Origin of the sequence: Streptomyces sp. NPDC091282 (assembly GCF_044757385.1) — a bacterium.
GTDB lineage: Bacteria > Actinomycetota > Actinomycetes > Streptomycetales > Streptomycetaceae > Streptomyces > Streptomyces gramineus.
Genome location: NZ_JBIVUX010000007.1, coordinates 32,418 through 49,336 on the forward strand (window position 1 = coordinate 32,418; position 16,919 = coordinate 49,336).

At 74.0% G+C, this 16,919-nt stretch carries 16 protein-coding genes; 10 read left to right on the forward strand and 6 right to left on the reverse strand.

Features of this window, described 5'->3' with window-relative positions; genetic code table 11:
- Nucleotides 1–7: 7 nt before the first annotated feature.
- Genes ACIQOE_RS29650 through ACIQOE_RS29670 form a run of 5 tightly spaced genes read left to right on the forward strand, consistent with a single transcriptional unit; the run spans nt 8 to nt 4,454 of the window.
- Entirely contained in the window at nt 8–1,348 is a 1,341-nt protein-coding gene (locus ACIQOE_RS29650) for an MFS transporter (RefSeq protein WP_401414768.1), read from the forward strand.
- On the forward strand, nt 1,345–2,166 hold the full coding sequence (locus ACIQOE_RS29655; protein WP_401414770.1) for a putative hydro-lyase: 822 nt from the start codon (nt 1,345–1,347) through the stop codon (nt 2,164–2,166). Before ACIQOE_RS29650 ends, ACIQOE_RS29655 begins: the two co-directional genes overlap by 4 nt.
- Nucleotides 2,167–2,185: 19 nt before the next feature.
- Nucleotides 2,186–2,944 (forward strand): LamB/YcsF family protein, encoded by a 759-nt coding sequence (locus ACIQOE_RS29660; protein WP_401414772.1) that lies wholly within the window; start codon nt 2,186–2,188, stop codon nt 2,942–2,944.
- Nucleotides 2,945–2,970: 26 nt separating this feature from the next.
- Nucleotides 2,971–3,588: an allophanate hydrolase subunit 1 gene (locus ACIQOE_RS29665; protein WP_401414774.1), complete on the forward strand. Its 618-nt coding sequence runs from the start codon at nt 2,971–2,973 to the stop codon at nt 3,586–3,588.
- The gene (locus tag ACIQOE_RS29670) at nt 3,585–4,454 is read left to right on the forward strand and encodes a biotin-dependent carboxyltransferase family protein (RefSeq protein ID WP_401414776.1); all 870 of its coding nucleotides are present in this window, start codon (nt 3,585–3,587) and stop codon (nt 4,452–4,454) included. The genes ACIQOE_RS29665 and ACIQOE_RS29670 overlap by 4 nt, the downstream gene beginning before the upstream one ends.
- A gap of 7 nt (nt 4,455–4,461) precedes the next feature.
- Here the strand turns inward: ACIQOE_RS29670 and ACIQOE_RS29675 are convergent, their stop codons facing one another.
- From ACIQOE_RS29675 to ACIQOE_RS29695, 5 genes are all read right to left on the reverse strand, one after another.
- On the reverse strand, nt 4,462–5,313 hold the full coding sequence (locus tag ACIQOE_RS29675; protein WP_351319965.1) for an SGNH/GDSL hydrolase family protein: 852 nt from the start codon (nt 5,311–5,313) through the stop codon (nt 4,462–4,464).
- On the reverse strand, nt 5,310–6,506 hold the full coding sequence (locus ACIQOE_RS29680) for a glycosyltransferase (protein WP_399012873.1): 1,197 nt from the start codon (nt 6,504–6,506) through the stop codon (nt 5,310–5,312). The genes ACIQOE_RS29675 and ACIQOE_RS29680 overlap by 4 nt, the downstream gene beginning before the upstream one ends.
- A complete protein-coding gene (locus ACIQOE_RS29685) occupies nt 6,503–7,633 on the reverse strand; it encodes a glycosyltransferase family 1 protein (RefSeq protein ID WP_351319969.1) in 1,131 nt (376 codons plus the stop codon). Before ACIQOE_RS29685 ends, ACIQOE_RS29680 begins: the two co-directional genes overlap by 4 nt.
- Nucleotides 7,634–7,861: 228 nt before the next feature.
- Nucleotides 7,862–9,280: a HEAT repeat domain-containing protein gene (locus ACIQOE_RS29690; protein WP_351319971.1), complete on the reverse strand. Its 1,419-nt coding sequence runs from the start codon at nt 9,278–9,280 to the stop codon at nt 7,862–7,864.
- Nucleotides 9,281–9,581: 301 nt separating this feature from the next.
- Nucleotides 9,582–9,974, reverse strand: coding sequence for an ankyrin repeat domain-containing protein (locus tag ACIQOE_RS29695; RefSeq protein WP_351937927.1), 393 nt, complete (start codon nt 9,972–9,974; stop codon nt 9,582–9,584).
- Between the two features lie 342 nt (nt 9,975–10,316).
- Here ACIQOE_RS29695 and ACIQOE_RS29700 point away from each other — a divergent pair, with 342 nt between their 5' ends.
- Nucleotides 10,317–10,511 carry a hypothetical protein gene (locus ACIQOE_RS29700; protein WP_189268091.1) on the forward strand — a complete coding sequence of 65 codons (195 nt, stop codon included), beginning with the start codon at nt 10,317–10,319 and terminating at the stop codon, nt 10,509–10,511.
- Between the two features lie 37 nt (nt 10,512–10,548).
- On the forward strand, nt 10,549–12,105 hold the full coding sequence (locus ACIQOE_RS29705) for an ATP-binding protein (RefSeq protein WP_399012874.1): 1,557 nt from the start codon (nt 10,549–10,551) through the stop codon (nt 12,103–12,105).
- 329 nt (nt 12,106–12,434) lie between these two features.
- Here ACIQOE_RS29705 and ACIQOE_RS29710 read toward each other — a convergent pair whose 3' ends face one another.
- Complete coding sequence (locus ACIQOE_RS29710) at nt 12,435–13,934, reverse strand: PLP-dependent aminotransferase family protein (protein WP_351319978.1); 1,500 nt, start codon at nt 13,932–13,934, stop codon at nt 12,435–12,437.
- A gap of 100 nt (nt 13,935–14,034) precedes the next feature.
- Between ACIQOE_RS29710 and ACIQOE_RS29715 the strand changes: the two genes are divergently transcribed.
- From ACIQOE_RS29715 to ACIQOE_RS29725, 3 genes are read left to right on the forward strand one after another with little or no spacing between them, the layout of a single operon-like run.
- A complete protein-coding gene (locus ACIQOE_RS29715; RefSeq protein ID WP_365573741.1) occupies nt 14,035–14,688 on the forward strand; it encodes a hypothetical protein in 654 nt (217 codons plus the stop codon).
- Entirely contained in the window at nt 14,685–15,452 is a 768-nt protein-coding gene (locus ACIQOE_RS29720; protein ID WP_351319982.1) for a glycerophosphodiester phosphodiesterase, read from the forward strand. The genes ACIQOE_RS29715 and ACIQOE_RS29720 overlap by 4 nt, the downstream gene beginning before the upstream one ends.
- A gap of 40 nt (nt 15,453–15,492) precedes the next feature.
- Nucleotides 15,493–16,839, forward strand: a complete 1,347-nt coding sequence (locus ACIQOE_RS29725; RefSeq protein WP_365558312.1) for an MFS transporter — start codon at nt 15,493–15,495, stop codon at nt 16,837–16,839.
- Nucleotides 16,840–16,919: the final 80 nt, after the last annotated feature.

Genomic DNA, 16,919 nt, shown 5'->3' on the forward strand with positions numbered 1-16,919 from the left:
GGTGCACATGAGCACGACCCCTCCATCGCAGGCCCTGTCCGACACCCGCTCCGGCCAGGGCAAACGCACCGCCGAGGACGGCGCGTTCGGCTGGCTGCGCGCCCTCGGTCCGCGCGGCCGGCACGCGTTCGCCGGCGCGTTCGGCGGATACGCCCTGGACTCGTACGACTACTTCACCCTGCCGCTCAGCATGGTCGCGATCGCGGCGTACTTCGGTCTGGACAGCGGCCAGACCGGCCTGTTCACCACCGTCACCCTCGTCGTCTCCGCGGTCGGCGGCGCCGCGGCGGGCGTCGTCGCGGACCGGGTCGGCCGGGTCCGGGCCCTGATGATCACGGTCATCACCTACGCCGTCTTCACGGTGGCCTGCGGCTTCGCTCCCGACTACGGCACGCTGCTGGTGTTCCGGGCCCTCCAGGGCCTCGGCTTCGGCGGCGAATGGGCGGTCGGCGCCATCCTGGTGGCCGAGTACGCGAGCGCCCGGCACCGCGGCCGCACGCTCGGCGCGGTCCAGAGTTCGTGGGCCGTCGGCTGGGCGCTCGCCGTGATCGTCTACACGCTGGTCTTCTCGTTCGCCGGCGACGACCTCGCCTGGCGGGTGATGTTCTGGACCGGCGCGCTGCCCGCGCTGCTCGTGGTGTGGCTGCGCCGCCGCGTCCACGACGCCCCGCAAGCGGTCGCGGCACGTGAACAGAGCCCCCGGCGCGGCTCGTTCGCCGCGATCTTCCGTCCGGGCACGGCCGAGTCGCCGGGCCTGCTGCGCACCACGGTCTTCGCGGGCCTGCTGTCCACGGGTGTCCAGGGCGGCTACTACACGCTGGCGACCTGGGTCCCCGCCTATCTGAAGACCGAGCGCGGTCTCTCGGTCGTCGGCACCGGCGGCTACCTGGCCTTCCTGATCTCGGGCGCCTTCCTCGGCTACCTGACCGGCGGTCACCTCACCGACCGGCTGGGCCGGCGCCGCACCATCTGGCTGTTCGCGCTGCTGTCGGCGGTCTGCGTGCTGGTCTACGCGAACATCCCGGACGGCGCCAACGGCACGCTCCTGGTGCTCGGTTTCCCGCTCGGCTTCTGCATGTCGGCGATCTTCAGCGGGTTCGGCTCCTACCTCAGCGAGCTGTACCCGACCGCGGTGCGCGGCACCGGACAGGGCTTCACCTACAACGCGGGCCGCGCGGTGGGCGCCGTCTTCCCGACCCTGGTGGGCTTCCTGGCCGACAGCTGGGGCGTGGGCGGTGCGCTGGTCTTCGGCGCGGCCGGCTACGGCCTCGCCGCCCTGGCCCTGTTCGGACTGCCGGAGACCCGCGGGCGGGACCTGCCGGGGACGCACGGGACGGAGACGTCGTGAACCGTACGGAGGACCGCCCCGTCACCCTCACCGACGAGCACGCGCACGCGTGGCGCCCAAAGACGGCACGGGCCCGCTTCCGGGCAGGCCTCACGGGCGCCACGGCCGGGGTCGCGGCCGGTCACACCCAGGCCAACCTGATCGCGGTGCCCGCCGACTGGGCGTACGAGATGCTGCTGTTCTGCCAGCGCAACCCGAAGCCCTGCCCGGTGCTCGACGTCACCGACGCCGGCGCCACGACCACCGTGCTCGCGGACGGCGCGGACCTGCGCACCGATCTGCCGCGCTACCGGATCTGGCGGGACGGCGAGCTGGTGGAGGAGCCGACGGACGCGACGGCCCACTGGCGGGACGACCTGGTGTCGTTCCTGATCGGCTGCAGCTTCACGTTCGAGTGGGCGCTGGCCGGGGCGGGAGTGCCGATCCGCCACGTCGAACAGGGCCGTAACGTACCGATGTACGTGACCAGCCGCCCGTGCCGTCCCGCGGGGCGGCTGAGCGGGCCGATGGTGGTGTCGATGCGCCCGGTCCCCCCGCAGCACCTGTCGGCCGCGATCCGCGAGAGCAGTAGGCTCCCGGCGGTGCACGGCGGCCCCGTGCACTGCGGCGATCCCTCGGCGCTCGGCATCCACGACCTCGCCCGCCCCGACTTCGGCGACCCGGTGGACGCCGGACCCGACGACATCCCGGTGTTCTGGGCGTGCGGGGTGACCCCGCAGGCGGCGGTCATGGCCTCCCGGCCGCCGTTCGCCATCACCCACGCGCCGGGCCAGATGTTCATCAGCGACGACCGCGACGAGCAGTACCGCGTCGCCTGACACGAGAGACGGCTGATCCATGACCTCGATCGACCTGAACGCCGACCTCGGCGAGGGCTTCGGCCGCTGGCGCCTCACCGACGACGAGCGGTTGCTGTCGGCCGTCACCAGCGCCAACGTGGCCTGCGGATTCCACGCGGGCGACGCGGCCACCATGCGCCGGGTCTGCGACCTGGCGGCCGAGCGCGGGGTGACGATCGGCGCCCAGGTGTCCTACCGGGACCTGGCCGGGTTCGGACGGCGCGCGATGGACGTGCCGTCCGGGGAACTGGCGGCCGAGGTGGCCTACCAGATCGGGGCGCTGGAGGTCTTCGCCCGCGCGGCCGGCGCGCGGGTGGCCTACGTGAAGCCGCACGGCGCGCTGTACAACCGGGCCGTGCACGACGAGGAGCAGGCCGCCGCGGTGATCGACGGCGTGCTCCTCGCGAGCGCTTCGCTGCCGGTCCTCGGACTGCCCGGGTCGCGGCTGCTGGCGCTGGCCGCGAAGGCGGGACTGCCCACCGTCACCGAGGCGTTCGCGGACCGCGCCTACACCGACGAGGGGACGCTCGTCCCGCGAGAGCGCGAGGGCGCGGTGGTGAGCGACCCCGAGGCGGTCGTGCGGCGCTCGGTGGAGCTCGCACGCTCCGGAGAGGTCACGGCCCACTCCGGCGCGCGCATCGTGGTGCGCGCTCGCTCGCTCTGCCTGCACGGTGACACCCCCGGCGCCGTGGAACTGGCGCACCGGGTCCGCACGCGGCTCGCGGAGGCCGGCGTGACCGTGGCGGCCTTCGCGTGAGCACGGCCCCCGAGACCGGCACGCGCATGACGACCCGTCTCGTCGGCGACGACGCGCTCCTGATCGAGGTCGGCTCCGGAGCGGCGGCCCGGGCGCTGCACGCCGAGCTGGTGCGCCGGCGCGCGGAGGGTTCGCTGCGGGTGCGTGAGATCGTGCCGGCCGCCCGCACGGTCCTGCTCGACGGCCTCGACGACCCGGCCCGCCGGGCCGCCGAACTGGCCGCCGCCGAGATCCCCTCCGCTCCCCCGGGCACGCGTACGGCCGTCGAACTGCCCGTCCGCTACGACGGCCCCGACCTCGCCGAGGTCGCCGCCCACTGGAACGTGCCCGTCCACGAGGTGGGCCGCATCCACGCGGAGACCGAGTTCACCGTCGCCTTCTGCGGTTTCGCGCCCGGCTTCGGCTACCTCACCGGGCTCCCGGACCGCTTCGGCGTACCGCGCCGGGCCACTCCGCGCACGGCGGTACCCGCGGGCTCCGTGGCGCTGGCGGGGCCGTACACGGGCGTGTACCCGCGCTCGTCGCCGGGCGGCTGGCAGCTGATCGGAACGACCGAGGCGGTGCTGTGGGACCACACGCGCATGCCGGCCGCGCTGCTGGCGCCGGGGACGCGGGTGCGGTTCGTGCCGGTGGGGGACGCGTGACGGACCGTGCGCTCGTCGTCGTACGGGCCGGGGCGCTGACCACGGTGCAGGACCGCGGCCGCCCCGGGTACGCGCATCTCGGGGTGCCCCGGTCGGGGGCGCTGGACGCGCCCGCCGCGGCGCTCGTCAACCGGCTGGTCGGCAACTCCCGCGACGCGGCCGTCCTGGAGACCACCCTCGACGGGTGCGCCGTGCGGCCGCGTTCGACGGTGGTGGTCGCGGTCGGCGGCGCGCCGGGTCCGGTCGCGGTCGGCGGCCGGCCCGCCGCGTGGGGCGCCCCGGTGGTCGTGCCCGCCGGAGAGCTGTTGGAGGTGGGAGCGGCCCGCTCCGGCGTACGGAGCTACGTCGCCGTCTCGGGCGGGATCGCCGTGGAGCAGGTGCTGGGCAGCCGGTCCACGGATCTGCTGTCCGGGCTGGGACCGGCCCCGCTCGCGGCCGGGGCGGTGCTGCCGCTGGGCCCCGCGGCGGGTGCGCACGCGCGCGTGGACGTCGTACCGCAGCCGTCGCCGCCCGCGGAGCTGGTGCTGCGGGTGACGCTCGGACCGCGCGACGGCTGGTTCACGCCGGCGGCCGTACGGACCTTCACCTCGCGCGCGTACCGCGTGTCGTCGGCGAGCAACCGCATCGGCCTGCGCACGGAGGGGCCCGCCCTGGAGCGGGCCCGTCCCGGTGAACTCGCCAGCGAGGGCATGGTCCTGGGCGCCGTCCAGGTGCCGCCGGACGGCCGTCCGGTGGTGTTCCTGGCCGACCACCCCACCACCGGCGGCTATCCGGTGATCGCGGTGGTCCGCGCCGCCGACCTCCCGGCCGCGGCCCAGGCGGTGCCGGGCATCCCCGTCCGCTTCGTGCCCGTACGCCGCCGCTGACCCGCCCTCAGGCGGCGTCGGCGGGCCGCTCCGGCGGCTGGAGGGCGGCCAGTGCGGCGGACACCGCGGCGGAGGCGCTCAGGTCCAGACGGGCGCTGGTGCCCCGGCGCCGGTGCCGCATCTCGTCGACCGCCAGCCGCAGCAGCTGGGGCAGCAGGTCGCGGCAGCGCCTGACCACCCAGGCGGTACCGGCCGTGGCCAGCCACAGGAGACTCGCCTTCTTCGTCGGAGGCGGGTACTCCGGCTCGGCGGACGGCGCCGTCCCCGTCGCCATGCCCAGCGGGGCCAGCAGGGCGTGGAAGCGGACGGCGAGCTGCCGGTGCCCGCGCTCGCACGGGTGCAGCCGGTCCGCGCTCCACATGTCACGGTCGGTCAGCCAGGCGCCCTCCGACGCGTGCAGGTGGACGGCGCCGTACCGCTCGGACAGGGCGTGCACCACCGCGTTGACGGCACGCCCGCGGCGGGCCAGCGGACGGGCCAGCGCGCCCGGCAGACCCCACATCGCGCCGGGGTCGGGCAGGCACGCCGTGAGCAGGGTCGCGCCCTGCGCCGTCAGGGCCGCGTAGACCTTGTCGAGCCGTTCGGCCACCGCGTGGATGTCGAAGGTGCAGCGCAGGGTGTCGTTGACGCCGATGACGACGGCGACGATGTCGGGGCGCAGGTCGAGTGCGGCCGGGGTCTGGCGTTCCAGCACGTCCCGGGTCTGCGCCCCGCTGACCGCGAGGTTGGTGAAATCCACGTCCTTCGCGGCGAGCCCGCCGGCGAGCAGCGCGGCCCAGCCGCGCCACCCGTCGCCGGCGGGGTCGCCCACGCCCTCGGTCAGCGAATCACCCAGCGCCACGAACCGGACGGCTCTCATGCCACGCCCTCCGGCACGACACGGCGGACCGGTTCCGTCGCCGCGTTCTCGTCGCGACGGCACAGCACCGGGGCGTCGTGCGCGGCGAGGAAGGCCTCCACGGCCGTTCCCCAGCCGAAGCACTCCGCACGCGCGCGTGCCACCTTCCTGCGCTCGGGACCCGGCCGCTCCAGGAGCATCTCCACCGCGTCGGCGAAGGCGTCGCCGCGGTCGGCCGCGGTGGCGCCCGCGGACCCGATCACCTCGGGCAGCGCGGAGGAGGCGCTGGCGACCACGGGCGTCCCGCAGGCCATGGCCTCCAGCGCGGCGAGCCCGAAGGTCTCCGCGGGACCGGGCGCCATGGCCACGTCCGCGGAGGCCTGCAACGCGCCCAGCATGTCCCGGTCGGAGACGTGCCCGAGGAAGGTCACCGGCAGCCTGCGCTCTCGCGCGCGCTGTTCCAGCCGGGCCCGCAGCGGGCCGTCGCCCGCGACCACCAGGACCACCCGGCGGCCGCGCCTGACCAGCGCCTCCACCGCGTCCAGGGCGGTGCCTGGCCGCTTCTCCACGGACAGCCGCGAGCACATGACGAGCAGCGCCTCGTCCTCGCTCGCGTACCGCGCCCGCAGGTCGGGGTCGCGCATCGAGGGGTGGCGGCCGGTGAGGTCGACGCCCAGCGGAGCGCGTACGACGTTGCGCGCGCCGATGCGGACGAACTCGCGCTCGGCGAACTCGGTGGTGCACACCACGCGCGCGTAGGTGTGCGCGGTGCGGATGTTGAGGGCGTCGGCGGTGCGCCGGGACAGGTTCTCGGACATGCCCCAGGTGCGCAGGACGCCGTCGGCGGTCTCGTGGGAGACCATCACGGCCGGGATCCGGGCGCGCCGGGCCCATCGGCCGGTCCAGCGCAGGGTGGTGCGGTCCGAGACCTCCAGGCGGTCCGGGGCGAGGTGCTCCAGGAGGGTCTGCACCCGGGTCTTGTCGACGAGGACGCGGTAGCCGCCGGTGCCGGGCAGCACCGGTCCGGGCAGGGTGATGACCCGGCCCTGCTCCTCGATCCGGTCCGAGTAGCGCTCGCCGGGCACGATCAGGACCGACTCGTGGCCTGCGGCCACGAAACCCTTGCCGAGTTCGCGCAGGGCGGTGCGCAGGCCGCCGGAGGAGGGTGCGACGAAGTTGGCGAGCCGCACGATCCGCAGGGATTCACCGCTCATGCCGCCACCACCGGCCGGCGTGCCGCGAGGACGTCCTCGTAGTGCTGGATCAGCTGGTCGCCGACCGCGGCCCAGGTGCGGCCCTCGACGGTCGCGCGGGCGGCGGCGCCGAATCCGGCGCGCGTGGCGGGGTCGGCCACCAGGGAGGCCACGGCCTCGCGGACGGCTCCCGCGTCGCGCGGCGGGACCAGGAATCCGGTGCGGCCGTGGTCGACCAGGTCGATCGGGCCGCCGGCCGCGGGCGCGACGACCGGGACGCCGCTGGCCATCGCCTCCTGGACGGTCTGGCAGAACGTCTCGAAGGGTCCGGTGTGCGCGAACACGTCGAACGAGGCGAAGATCCGGGCGAGGTCGTGGCCGGTGCGGCGGCCGAGGAAGACCGCGCCGGGCAGCGCCTCGGTGAGGTGGGGCTGGCTGGGCCCGTCGCCGACGATGACGACCTTGACGCCGTCCAGGCCGCAGACCCCGGCGAGGAGTTCGATCTGCTTCTCGGGCGCGAGCCGGCCGACGTAGCCGACGATGACCTCGCCGTTCGGGGCGATCTCGCGGCGCAGCGCCTCGTCGCGGAACTCGGGGCGGAAGCGGACGGTGTCCACGCCGCGCTGCCACAGCTGGACCCGGGGCACGCCGTGCGTCTCCAGGTCGCCGATCGAGGCGGTGGACGGAGCCAGGGTGCGGTCGGCGGCGCCGTGGACGGACCGGATCCGCCGCCAGGCGGCCGCCTCTCCGGCACCGACGTAGGTACGGGCATATCCGGCCAGATCCGTCTGGTAGACGGCGACGGCGGGGATGCCGAGCCGGGCCGCGGCGGCCATGCCGCGGACACCGAGGATGAAGGGGCTGGCCAGGTGGACGACGTCCGCGCGGTGCTCGATCAGCGCGGCGGCGAGCTTGCGGCTGGGGAGAGCCACGCGGACCTGGGGATAGCCCGGGAGCGGGAGGGAGGGGACGTGGACGACAGGGCACGGCGCGGCGGCCGCGGCGAGCCTGTTTCCGGGGGCGGGAGCCGGAGCGACGACGAGGGGAGCGTGACCGCGGTCGACGAGGTGTCGGGCGGTCTGGAGCGCGCAGTGGGCCACGCCGTTCACATCGGGGGGAAAGGATTCGGTCACGATGACGACACGCATACCGGTGTTGTCGCCGCGCCGGACGTGGCCGCGTCAAAGTGGATCTTTCCGAATGTTAAACGTCCCATGAGCGTTGCCCCGCACACCGGAGCGGTCCAGCCGGTGTCCATGCCCGGCTGGTCCGTCCGTCACCGCCGGTTCACCTGGCGGGCGGACTTCCGCGAAAGGAACGTGCGCGGGACCCCCCGTGGTTCCCGGGACGAAGCCGTGGTCTCCCGTGGCGATGCCTCACACGGCGGGCGTGTCCGGTCCGATGCGGCTGCGGACGGCGGTCTGGACCTCGTCCTCCTCGGCGGGGTCGGCGGCCAGCCGGCGGAGTTGTTCGACGACCCGGGCGTCACCGGTCTCGGCGTGCCGGGCGGCGATCTCGCGCGTGGTCTCCTCGCAGTCCCAGAGGCATTCGACGGCGAAGCCGGTGGCGAAGGAGGGGTCGGTGGCGGCCAGCGCGCGGGCGGCGCGGCCGCGGAGGTGGGAGGAGGCGGTCTCGCGGTAGACGTGGCGCAGGACGGGCGCCGCGCAGGCGATGCCGAGGCGGCCGGTGCCGTCGACGAGGGTCCACAGGGTCGGCGCGTCCGGGCCTTCGCCGCGTACGGCCTCGCGCAGGGCCGCGAGGACCAGTTCGCTGTCCTGGGCACCGCCCCGGCAGGCGAGCATCCGTCCGGCGGCGGCGCCGAGGACGTCGGGCCGCCGGGCCCAGCCGCGGGCGCGGTCGACGGCGGCGATGCTGCGCATGCGCTCGAAGGCGTCGACGGCCGCCTCCACGACGGCGGCGGTGCCGTCGGCCACGGCCGCCTCGATCAGGCCCAGGGCGTCGGGGTCGTTGCTGTCGGCGAGGTAGCGCAACGCGGTGCAGCGGGCCCCGTCGGTGCCGTCCGCGGCCGCCCGGAGGATCTCCGGCCGGTCCTCGGGACCGGCCACGGCGACCAGGCAGCGGGCGGCCGGCACATGGAGGGCCGCGCCCCGCTCGACGCCCTGCTGGGCCCACTCGAAGACCGCGCGCACGCTCCAGCCCGGACGGGGTCCGGTGGGCCGCATCTGGCGTTGCCAGCGGTCGAAGCAGCCGGCTTCCTGAGCGGCACGCACGCGCGTGGCGATCGGTTCGCGGGGGTCCTCGGCCCACAGCCGCCAGGGCCGCGGTTCGAAGGCGTCGCGTACGGCGGCGGCCAGTTCGGCCTCGCCCTCGGCGTCGGTGGTGAAGCGCGCGAGCACCGGCGCGGCCAGTGCGCTGAGGCCGGCGTCGTCGTCGCGCAGCGCCAGCTCGTCCAGGGCCCAGGCCCAGTTGGCGCCGGTGGCGGCGTACCTGCGCAGCAGCGCGAGGGCGTCCCGCCTGCCGTAGGAGGCGAGGTGCCCGAGCACGGCCAGCGCGAGGCCGGTGCGGGACTCCTCGGTGTCGAGGACGTCGTCGGGATCGAAGAGATGCGCCTCGATGGCGTCCAGCTCGCCGTGCAGGTCGAGATACAGGCGGGCGTAGTAGAGGGAGCGGTTCTCCACCTGCCAGTCGTGGCGGGGATCGCGGAGCACGCAGTGGTTCAGTGCCGCGAGCGCTTCGGCGCGCGGGGCGGTGAGCGCGTGCAGCGTGCCGTCGCCGCGGCCCCGCTGGAGCAGGCCGAGCAGCGTACCGCTGGGCGCTATGACCGGATCGAACATGGGAAACAGCCTCACATCAAGCGTCGACGCAACCGGAGAACACGCACTACCTGGCCGCGTGACACAACGTCGGGGCGCCCGCCGTCTTCTGCTTGCTGTAGACCATTTCTCTCTGCCTCTCGTCAGTGGCCCATGCGGGCCGTGTCACGGCTCGCGTGGTGCGGCATCACCTGCCCAGCCATCGCGTCCGTGAATCACGACGTCATGATGACCCGGCACTTCGACCTGCCGCGACCGAAATTTCGGCGGCCCTGTACCGCCTCCCCCGTTTTGTGTGTTTTCGCTGGTCGGATGGGACGGTTCAGCTGATACCGAACAACTCGACAAGTTCCGTCTTGCCGAACATCCGGGCGGTGTCGACGGCCGACGGAGTGCCGGCGGCGGGATCCGCGCCGGCCTCCACGAGCGCCTTGACGACGTCCGTCTCGCCCTTGAAGACCGCTCCGGCGAGCGGGGTCTGGCCTCTGTCGTTGATCCGGTCCGCCTCGGCACCGCGGGCGAGCAGTTCACGCACCGCGTCGGCGTGACCGTGGTAGGCGGCGAGCATCACCAGGGAGTCACCGCGGTCGTTGGTGAGGTTGGCCGGAACGCCCGCGTCGAGGTACGCCACGAGCGCCTCGGTCCGTCCCTGCCGGGCCAGATCGAAGATCTTGGTCGCCAGCTCCACGACCTCGGGGTCGGGGGCTTCGCTCATCGAACGGACCGCCTCTCCTGTGTGCTGCGGGGACTTCCGCGGACGGGGGGAGCGTACGGCAACGGGCGGGCCGCGCGGCCGTACGAGTGAATCGTCAGCGTACTGGCTTCGGGGTGCACATGACCGGAACCGCCCGAGGTAAAGATCACCCCAGTTCCGCCGGACGGTCACCGGGAGCCCACCCGGATGGCCTCCGACCTGGCCGGTTCGGGCCGAAACGTTCCGCCGGTCGAGTGAAATACTCCGAAATTCACTCGTTCGCACCTTTAATCGTATAGATACCTTCTGTGATGCTGGAAGAACTCATGGTGACTGTCCCCCCTCGACACCAGGAGATCGCAAATGATCCTCTCCATCTCAGGCGTGATCGTGCTCGGCATCGTCGTCTTCCTCTTCTTCCGCAAGGACGGGCTGAAGCCGTCGCACGCCACGGTCTCGGCGCTCTTCGGCTTCTATCTCGCCAGCACGGCCATCGCTCCGAGCATCAAGGCCGGCGGCGAGAGCCTGGCCAGCCTCCTCGGCGGCATCAAGTTCTGACGCCCCTCCCGTCCCGACGCACCTTCAGGAGACAGCAGTGGTCCGGCGCCCTCTCCCCCGCATTCTGAGCAACGGCACCGCGCAGCTCGCCCGGAGCAGGGAGCTGGCCCGGACCGCTGCCGACAACGCCACCGACGTCCTTCATCCGCTCATCACCGTCACCCGCGGACTGCGCCGGCTGGCCTCGGCCGGGCGGCACAAGTGGGCGGAGACACCCAAGGACAAGCGCGGCCCGCTGCTGTTCCTGGTGGCCTCGGTCGTCCTGGTCGTGGCCCTGGTGCCGTACGGGCCGCTGCTCGCCGTCATCACCCTGATGGCGGCGAGCGCCTGGCACGGCCGTGACCGCACCCCGCCCCCGCCGGAGGGCCCCGACGAGTCGCAGACCCAGCGGCTCCAGTCCCTGTACGAGGCCCTGGTGCCGTACTTCTCGGCCGCCGAGGACCCGGCGCCGCTGTACGCGCACGGCGGGGAGTGGGAGAAGGCGTTCCTCTCCCACGAGTTCGACGACGCCGGCCGCATCGGTCAGCTGCTGATCCGCTACCCCGCGTACTTCCCGGACGGCGAGCCCGGAGCCCGCGCCCGGATCGAGTACCTGCTCACCGCGAAGTCCGGGCGCGGCCGGGAGTACCACTTCGCGTGGGACGAGGAGGGCAACCGGCTCACGGTGACCGCCCTCGCGCCGCTGCCCACCGACATCGCCGCCCAGCGGTTCGTCACCGCGCCGGGCGAGACGGTCCTCGGCTTCACCGATCCCGGCGAGGTCCAGCGCACGCTCCCGCTCACCTACGGCGAGGAGCAGCGGGACGTCCCGCCGGTCGTCTGGCGCACCGGCGCCCGCTCCACCGAACCGCATCTGCTGGTCATGGGCCGGCCCGGCAGCGGCACCTCGACCCTGCTGCGCTCGGTCGCCCTGCAGGCGCTCCAGCACGGTGACGTGCTCATCGTCGAGGGCGGCGGCACCGGCGAGTACGCGTGCCTGTCCGGGCGGGACGGGGTGCTCGCCGTCGAGTGCGGTCTGGCGGGGGCGCTCGCCAGCCTCGAATGGGCCGCGCACGAGACGGAGCGGCGGCTCATCGCCCTCAACCGCGCGCGGCAGGCCGGCCATCCGCCGCCGGAGGACTGCCGTCGCCCGCTGTGGATCCTGCTGGACCGTCCCGGCTCGTTCGTCCACCTGGCCGCGGCCAACGGCCAGCAGGACCCGCAGGCGCTGCTCCAGACCCCGCTCCGGCACGGCCGCGCGGCGAACGTCACCGTGGTGGTGGCCGAGCACCTCGACAGCACGGACGCGGTCAGCGAGGCGCTGCGGCAGCACACGCACGCGCGTGTCGTGCTCGGGCCCGCGCTGCCGGACGAGCTGGAAGCGGCTCTGGGCGCGCCGCCGCACACGACTCCGCTGACCCAGATGCCGCCCGGCCGGGGCTACGCGCGGATGGGCCACGGCCCGGTGCTGCGGCTCCAGGTGCCGGCCACGCCGGATCCGTACGACGACGCGACGAGCGACGCGGACCGGCAGGCGGTGCTGGAGCTGCTGCCGCCGCGGAGCGAGCCGGTGGAGCGGGCGGTACCGGTGGAGGCGGCGGTCGCCGAAAGCTGAGCCGGGGGTATCCGTTCGGCCGCGGCCGAGTGGGGGCTCGTCGCGCAGTTCCCCGCGCCCCTGAAGGGGCACTCCCATCACGACGTGCAAACGGCAGCGACACCCCCAAGGGGCGCGGGGAACTGCGCAAACACCCCCCACCGACCCGCAGCCGAACAACCACCCCCTCAAGGGGCGCGGGGAACTGCGCAAACACCCCCCACCGACCCGCGGCCGAACAACCGCCCTCTTAAGGGGCGCGGGGAACTGCGCGAACAACCCCCACCGGGCCGCGGCCGGACGACCGCCGCACCCTCAGGGGCCCGGCCGGGGAGCGACCGGAACCGGTGCTACGCCACGAACGTTCGTGGGGACTCGGTGCCGCCGGTCGCGCCCGCCTCCACCAGACGGGCCGCCGCGGCCAGCCGCGCCGCCGCCTCCTCCGCCACCGCGCCCCCCACGGTGAACGGCAGCCGCACATACCCCTCGAACGCACCGTCCACCCCGAACCGCGGCCCCGACGGCACCCGCACCCCGACCCGCTCCCCCGCCTCCGCCAGCCGCGAGCCGGACAGCCCGCCCGCGCGGACCCACAGCGTCAGCCCGCCCCGCGGCACCTCGAACTCCCAGCCGGGCAGCTCGCGCCGCACCGCGGCCAGCAGGTCGTCCCGGTTCTGCCGGGCCTGGGCGCGGCGCACCTCGACCGCCTGCTCCCAGCCGCCCGTGCCGAACAGCCAGTTCACCGCGAGCTGCTCCACCACCGGCGTCCCGAGGTCGGCGTAGGCGCGCGCGGCGACCAGGCTGCGGATGACGTCCGGGGCCGCCCTCACCCACCCGATCCGCATGCCCGCCCAGAACGCCTTGCTCGCGGAGCCGACGGTGACCACGGTCGAGCCCGCCGGGTCGAAGCCGCAGACCGGGCGGGGCATCTCGACCCCGTCGTCCAGCCACAGCTCGCTCATCGTCTCGTCGGCGACCAGCACCGTGCCCGCCGAGCGGGCCGCGTCGACCAGCCGGCGGCGCTGGTCCTCGTCGGCGAGCGCCCCGGTGGGGTTGTGGAAGTCGGCGACGACGTAGGCGATCCGCGGCGCGGCCTCCCGCAGCACCTGGCGCCAGCGGTCCATGTCCCAGCCCGTCAGGCCCTCCGCCATCGCCACCGGGACCAGCCGCGCGCCCGCCTCCCGCATCAGCTGGAGGATGTTGGCGTAGGACGGCGACTCGACGGCGATCCGCTCGCCGCGCCCGCCGAAGAGGTGGCAGATGGCGTCGATCGCGCCCATCGCACCGGTGGTGACCATGATCTGCTCGGGCATCGTGGGGATCCCGCGCGCGGTGTAACGGTCGGCGATCATGGCGCGCAGGACCGGGAGCCCGGCCGGGTAGTCGCCGTGCGTGTGGGCGTAGGGCGGGAGTTCCTCCAGGGCGCCCTGGACCGCGCGGGTCAGCCACGGTTCGGGGGCGGGCAGGGCGGCGGTGCCGAGGTCGATCACCGAGCCGAGCGCCTCCGGCGGCAGGGGTTCGAGGCCGCGGGCCGGCAGCGGGTTGCCCGCGGGGACGGCGGTCCAGCTGCCGGCGCCCCGGCGGGACTCCAGGAACCCCTCCGCGCGCAGCGCCTCGTACGCCGCCGCCACGGTCGTACGGCTGACGGACAGGGCGAGGGCCAGTTCGCGTTCGGCGGGCAGCCTGGCGGCGACCGGGACGCGTCCTTCGAGGACCAGCAGGCGGACTCCGTCGGCGAGGGCCCGGTAGGCGGGCGGGCGCCGGGTGCCGGGGCCGGCCGGACGGTCCTGCTGCGAGTTGAGCAGCCGGGCGAGCTGTGCGGCACCCACCGCCGAGGTCCACTGCGCCATGGAAATCAGTCCACCTTCCCCGAATTGGCCATGGATGCTGTTTCTTCCCAAGCCACAGAGTGACACGGACCAGTCCACCAGCACCAGCAGGGGGTACCTCTTGTCCACGCGAGGCCGGCTCGGGCGCCGGCTGATCCAGCTCTACGCGGGGCTCACCCTGTACGGCGTGAGTTCCGGGCTTCTCGTCGAGGCGGGCCTGGGCCTGGAGCCCTGGGGCGTCCTGCACCAAGGGCTCGCCGAGCACGTCGGGCTGAGCATCGGCACGGTGTCGATCATCGTGGGTGCGGCCGTGCTGCTCCTGTGGATCCCGCTGCGCCAGCGGCCGGGCCTCGGCACGGTCTCCAACGTGTTCGTCATCGGCCTCGCCATGAACGCCACGCTCGCCCTGGTGCCCGGCGCGCAGGCGCTCGCGGTGCGGATACCGCTGATGGCGGCGGGGATCGTCCTGAACGGCGCGGCGACCGGGCTGTACATCGCGGCGAGCTTCGGGCCGGGCCCCAGGGACGGTCTGATGACGGGGCTGCACCGGCGCACCGGACGGTCGATCCGGCTGATCCGGACGGCGATCGAGGTCGCGGTGGTCGCCACCGGCTTCGCGCTCGGCGGGACCGTCGGCGTGGGGACGCTGCTCTACGCGGTGTCCATCGGGCCCCTCGCCCAGCTGTTCCTGAAGGTGTTCGCCGTTCCGGCGGCATCCGCAGGCAGCACGGTCGTTGCCAAGGGGTCATCGGAGCAGGCCATACTTCGCCCGTGAGCACGCTGATACGCCACCCGTACCTGGACCACCCCGGCCCCATCGCCTTCGCCCACCGCGGCGGGGCGGCGGACGGCCTGGAGAACACCGTGGCGCAGTTCCGGCGCGCGGTGGAGCTCGGCTACCGGTACATCGAGACCGATGTGCACGCGACGGCCGACGGCAGGCTCGTCGCCTTCCACGACGACACCCTGGACCGGGTCACGGACGGGGCGGGCCGGATCGGCGACCTGCCGTGGGAGACCGTACGGCAGGCGCGCGTGGCGGGCCGCGAGCCGCTCCCGCTCTTCGAGGACCTCCTGGAGGAGTTCCCGGACGTCCGCTGGAACGTGGACGCCAAGGCGGAGCCCGCGCTGCGGCCGCTGCTGGACCTGATAGACCGGACGGACTCCTACGACCGGGTGTGCGTCGGGTCGTTCTCGGAGGCGCGGGTGCTGCGGGCGCAGCGGATCGCCGGGCCGCGGCTGGCCACCTCCTTCGGCACCCGCGGTGTGGTCGGGCTGCGGCTGCGCTCCTGGGGGCTGCCCGCGTCGGTGCGCCGGTCGGCGGTGGCCGCGCAGGTTCCCGAGTCGCAGTCGGGCGTCCCGGTCGTCGACCGCCGCTTCGTCCGCGCGGCCCACGCGCGCGGGCTGCACGTCCACGTGTGGACCGTCAACGAACCCGCGCGGATGCACCGGCTCCTGGACCTGGGAGTCGATGGCATCATGACCGATCACATCGACACGTTGCGTGAGGTCATGCGGGACCGCGGCGTCTGGGTCTGAGAGGCGCGTCGGCACCGCTGCGGGAAAGGCGAGGGCACGGGTGGGCACCGAAACCGTGCGGACGGGGGCCTCGGACGAGGTCGCCGGGCTGCGGCGCGAACAGCGCGGCTGGTACTTCTACGACTGGGCGTGCTCGGTCTACTCGACGAGCGTGCTCACCGTGTTCCTCGGTCCGTACCTCACCTCGGTCGCGGACCATGCGGCCGACGCGGACGGCTACGTGCACCCGCTGGGCGTCCCGGTCCGCTCGGGCTCCTTCTTCGCCTACTCGGTCTCGCTGTCGGTGATCCTGGCGGTCGTGGTGATGCCGCTGGTGGGCGGCGTGGCCGACCGTACGGGCCGCAAGAAGCGGCTGCTCGGCGCGGCCGCGTACACCGGGGCCGCCGCGACCACGGGCATGTTCTTCCTCGACGGCGACCGCTACCTGCTGGGCGGGCTGCTGCTGATCGTGGCGAACGCGGCGCAGTCGGTGGCCCTGATGCTCTACAACTCCTACCTGCCGCAGATCGCCCCGCCCGAGGAACGCGACGCGGTCTCCTCCCGGGGCTGGGCGTTCGGGTACGCGTCCGGTTCCCTGGTGCTGATAGCCAACCTGGTCCTGTACTCCGCCCACGACTCCTTCGGTCTGTCGGAGACGGAGGCGGTCCGCATCTGCCTGGCCGCGGCGGGGCTGTGGTGGGGGCTCTTCACCCTCGTACCGCTGCGCCGGCTGCGCGACCGGGGCGGCCGGGAGGCCGGGGCGACGGCACCGGGGCTGCGCCAGCTCGCGGCGACCGTCCGGGACATGCGCCGGCATCCGCTGACGCTCTCCTTCCTGCTGGCGTACCTCGTCTACAACGACGGGATCCAGACCGTGATCTCGCAGGCGTCCGTGTACGGCTCCGAGGAGCTCGGGCTCGGCCAGTCGACGCTCATCGGCGCCGTCCTGCTGGTCCAGGTGCTCGCGGTGGCAGGCGCCCTGACGATGGGGCGGCTGGCCAGGACGTACGGGGCCAAGCGCACGATCCTCGGGTCGCTGGTGGCGTGGACGCTGACCCTGGCGGCCGGGTACTTCCTGCCGGCCGGGGCGCCGGTGTGGTTCTTCGTGCTCGCGGGCGGCATCGGCCTGGTCCTCGGCGGCAGCCAGGCGCTGTCCCGCTCCCTGTTCTCGCATCTCGTGCCGCCCGGCAAAGAAGCCGAGTACTTCGCGGCGTACGAGATGAGCGATCGGGGGATGAGCTGGCTGGGACCTCTGTTGTTCGGGATCACCTTCCAGCTGAGCGGCAGCTACCGCTCGGCGATCATCTCGCTGGTGGTCTTCTTCGTCATCGGGTTCGCGCTGCTCGCGCGGGTGCCGGTGCGCAGGGCGATCGGCGAGGCCGGCAACCCGGTCCCGCGGAAGATCTAGGTCAGGCGAGAGGAACCGGCGGGAAGATTTAGCGTTCAACGCCGAAGAGCGGTAGTGTACGCGTTTGGCCTGCCAGGCGG

Bases quoted from the DNA above. Each gene is read 5' to 3' on its own strand.
- ACIQOE_RS29650 (WP_401414768.1), top strand. From the start codon at position 8: ATGAGCACGACCCCTCCATCGCAGGCCCTGTCCGACACCCGCTCCGGC.
- ACIQOE_RS29690 (WP_351319971.1), bottom strand. From the start codon at position 9,280: ATGTTCGATCCGGTCATAGCGCCCAGCGGTACGCTGCTCGGCCTGCTC.
- ACIQOE_RS29680 (WP_399012873.1), bottom strand. From the start codon at position 6,506: ATGAGCGGTGAATCCCTGCGGATCGTGCGGCTCGCCAACTTCGTCGCA.
- ACIQOE_RS29695 (WP_351937927.1), bottom strand. From the start codon at position 9,974: ATGAGCGAAGCCCCCGACCCCGAGGTCGTGGAGCTGGCGACCAAGATC.
- ACIQOE_RS29710 (WP_351319978.1), bottom strand. From the start codon at position 13,934: ATGGCGCAGTGGACCTCGGCGGTGGGTGCCGCACAGCTCGCCCGGCTG.
- ACIQOE_RS29675 (WP_351319965.1), bottom strand. From the start codon at position 5,313: ATGAGAGCCGTCCGGTTCGTGGCGCTGGGTGATTCGCTGACCGAGGGC.
- ACIQOE_RS29660 (WP_401414772.1), top strand. From the start codon at position 2,186: ATGACCTCGATCGACCTGAACGCCGACCTCGGCGAGGGCTTCGGCCGC.
- ACIQOE_RS29700 (WP_189268091.1), top strand. From the start codon at position 10,317: ATGATCCTCTCCATCTCAGGCGTGATCGTGCTCGGCATCGTCGTCTTC.
- ACIQOE_RS29685 (WP_351319969.1), bottom strand. From the start codon at position 7,633: ATGCGTGTCGTCATCGTGACCGAATCCTTTCCCCCCGATGTGAACGGC.
- ACIQOE_RS29665 (WP_401414774.1), top strand. From the start codon at position 2,971: ATGACGACCCGTCTCGTCGGCGACGACGCGCTCCTGATCGAGGTCGGC.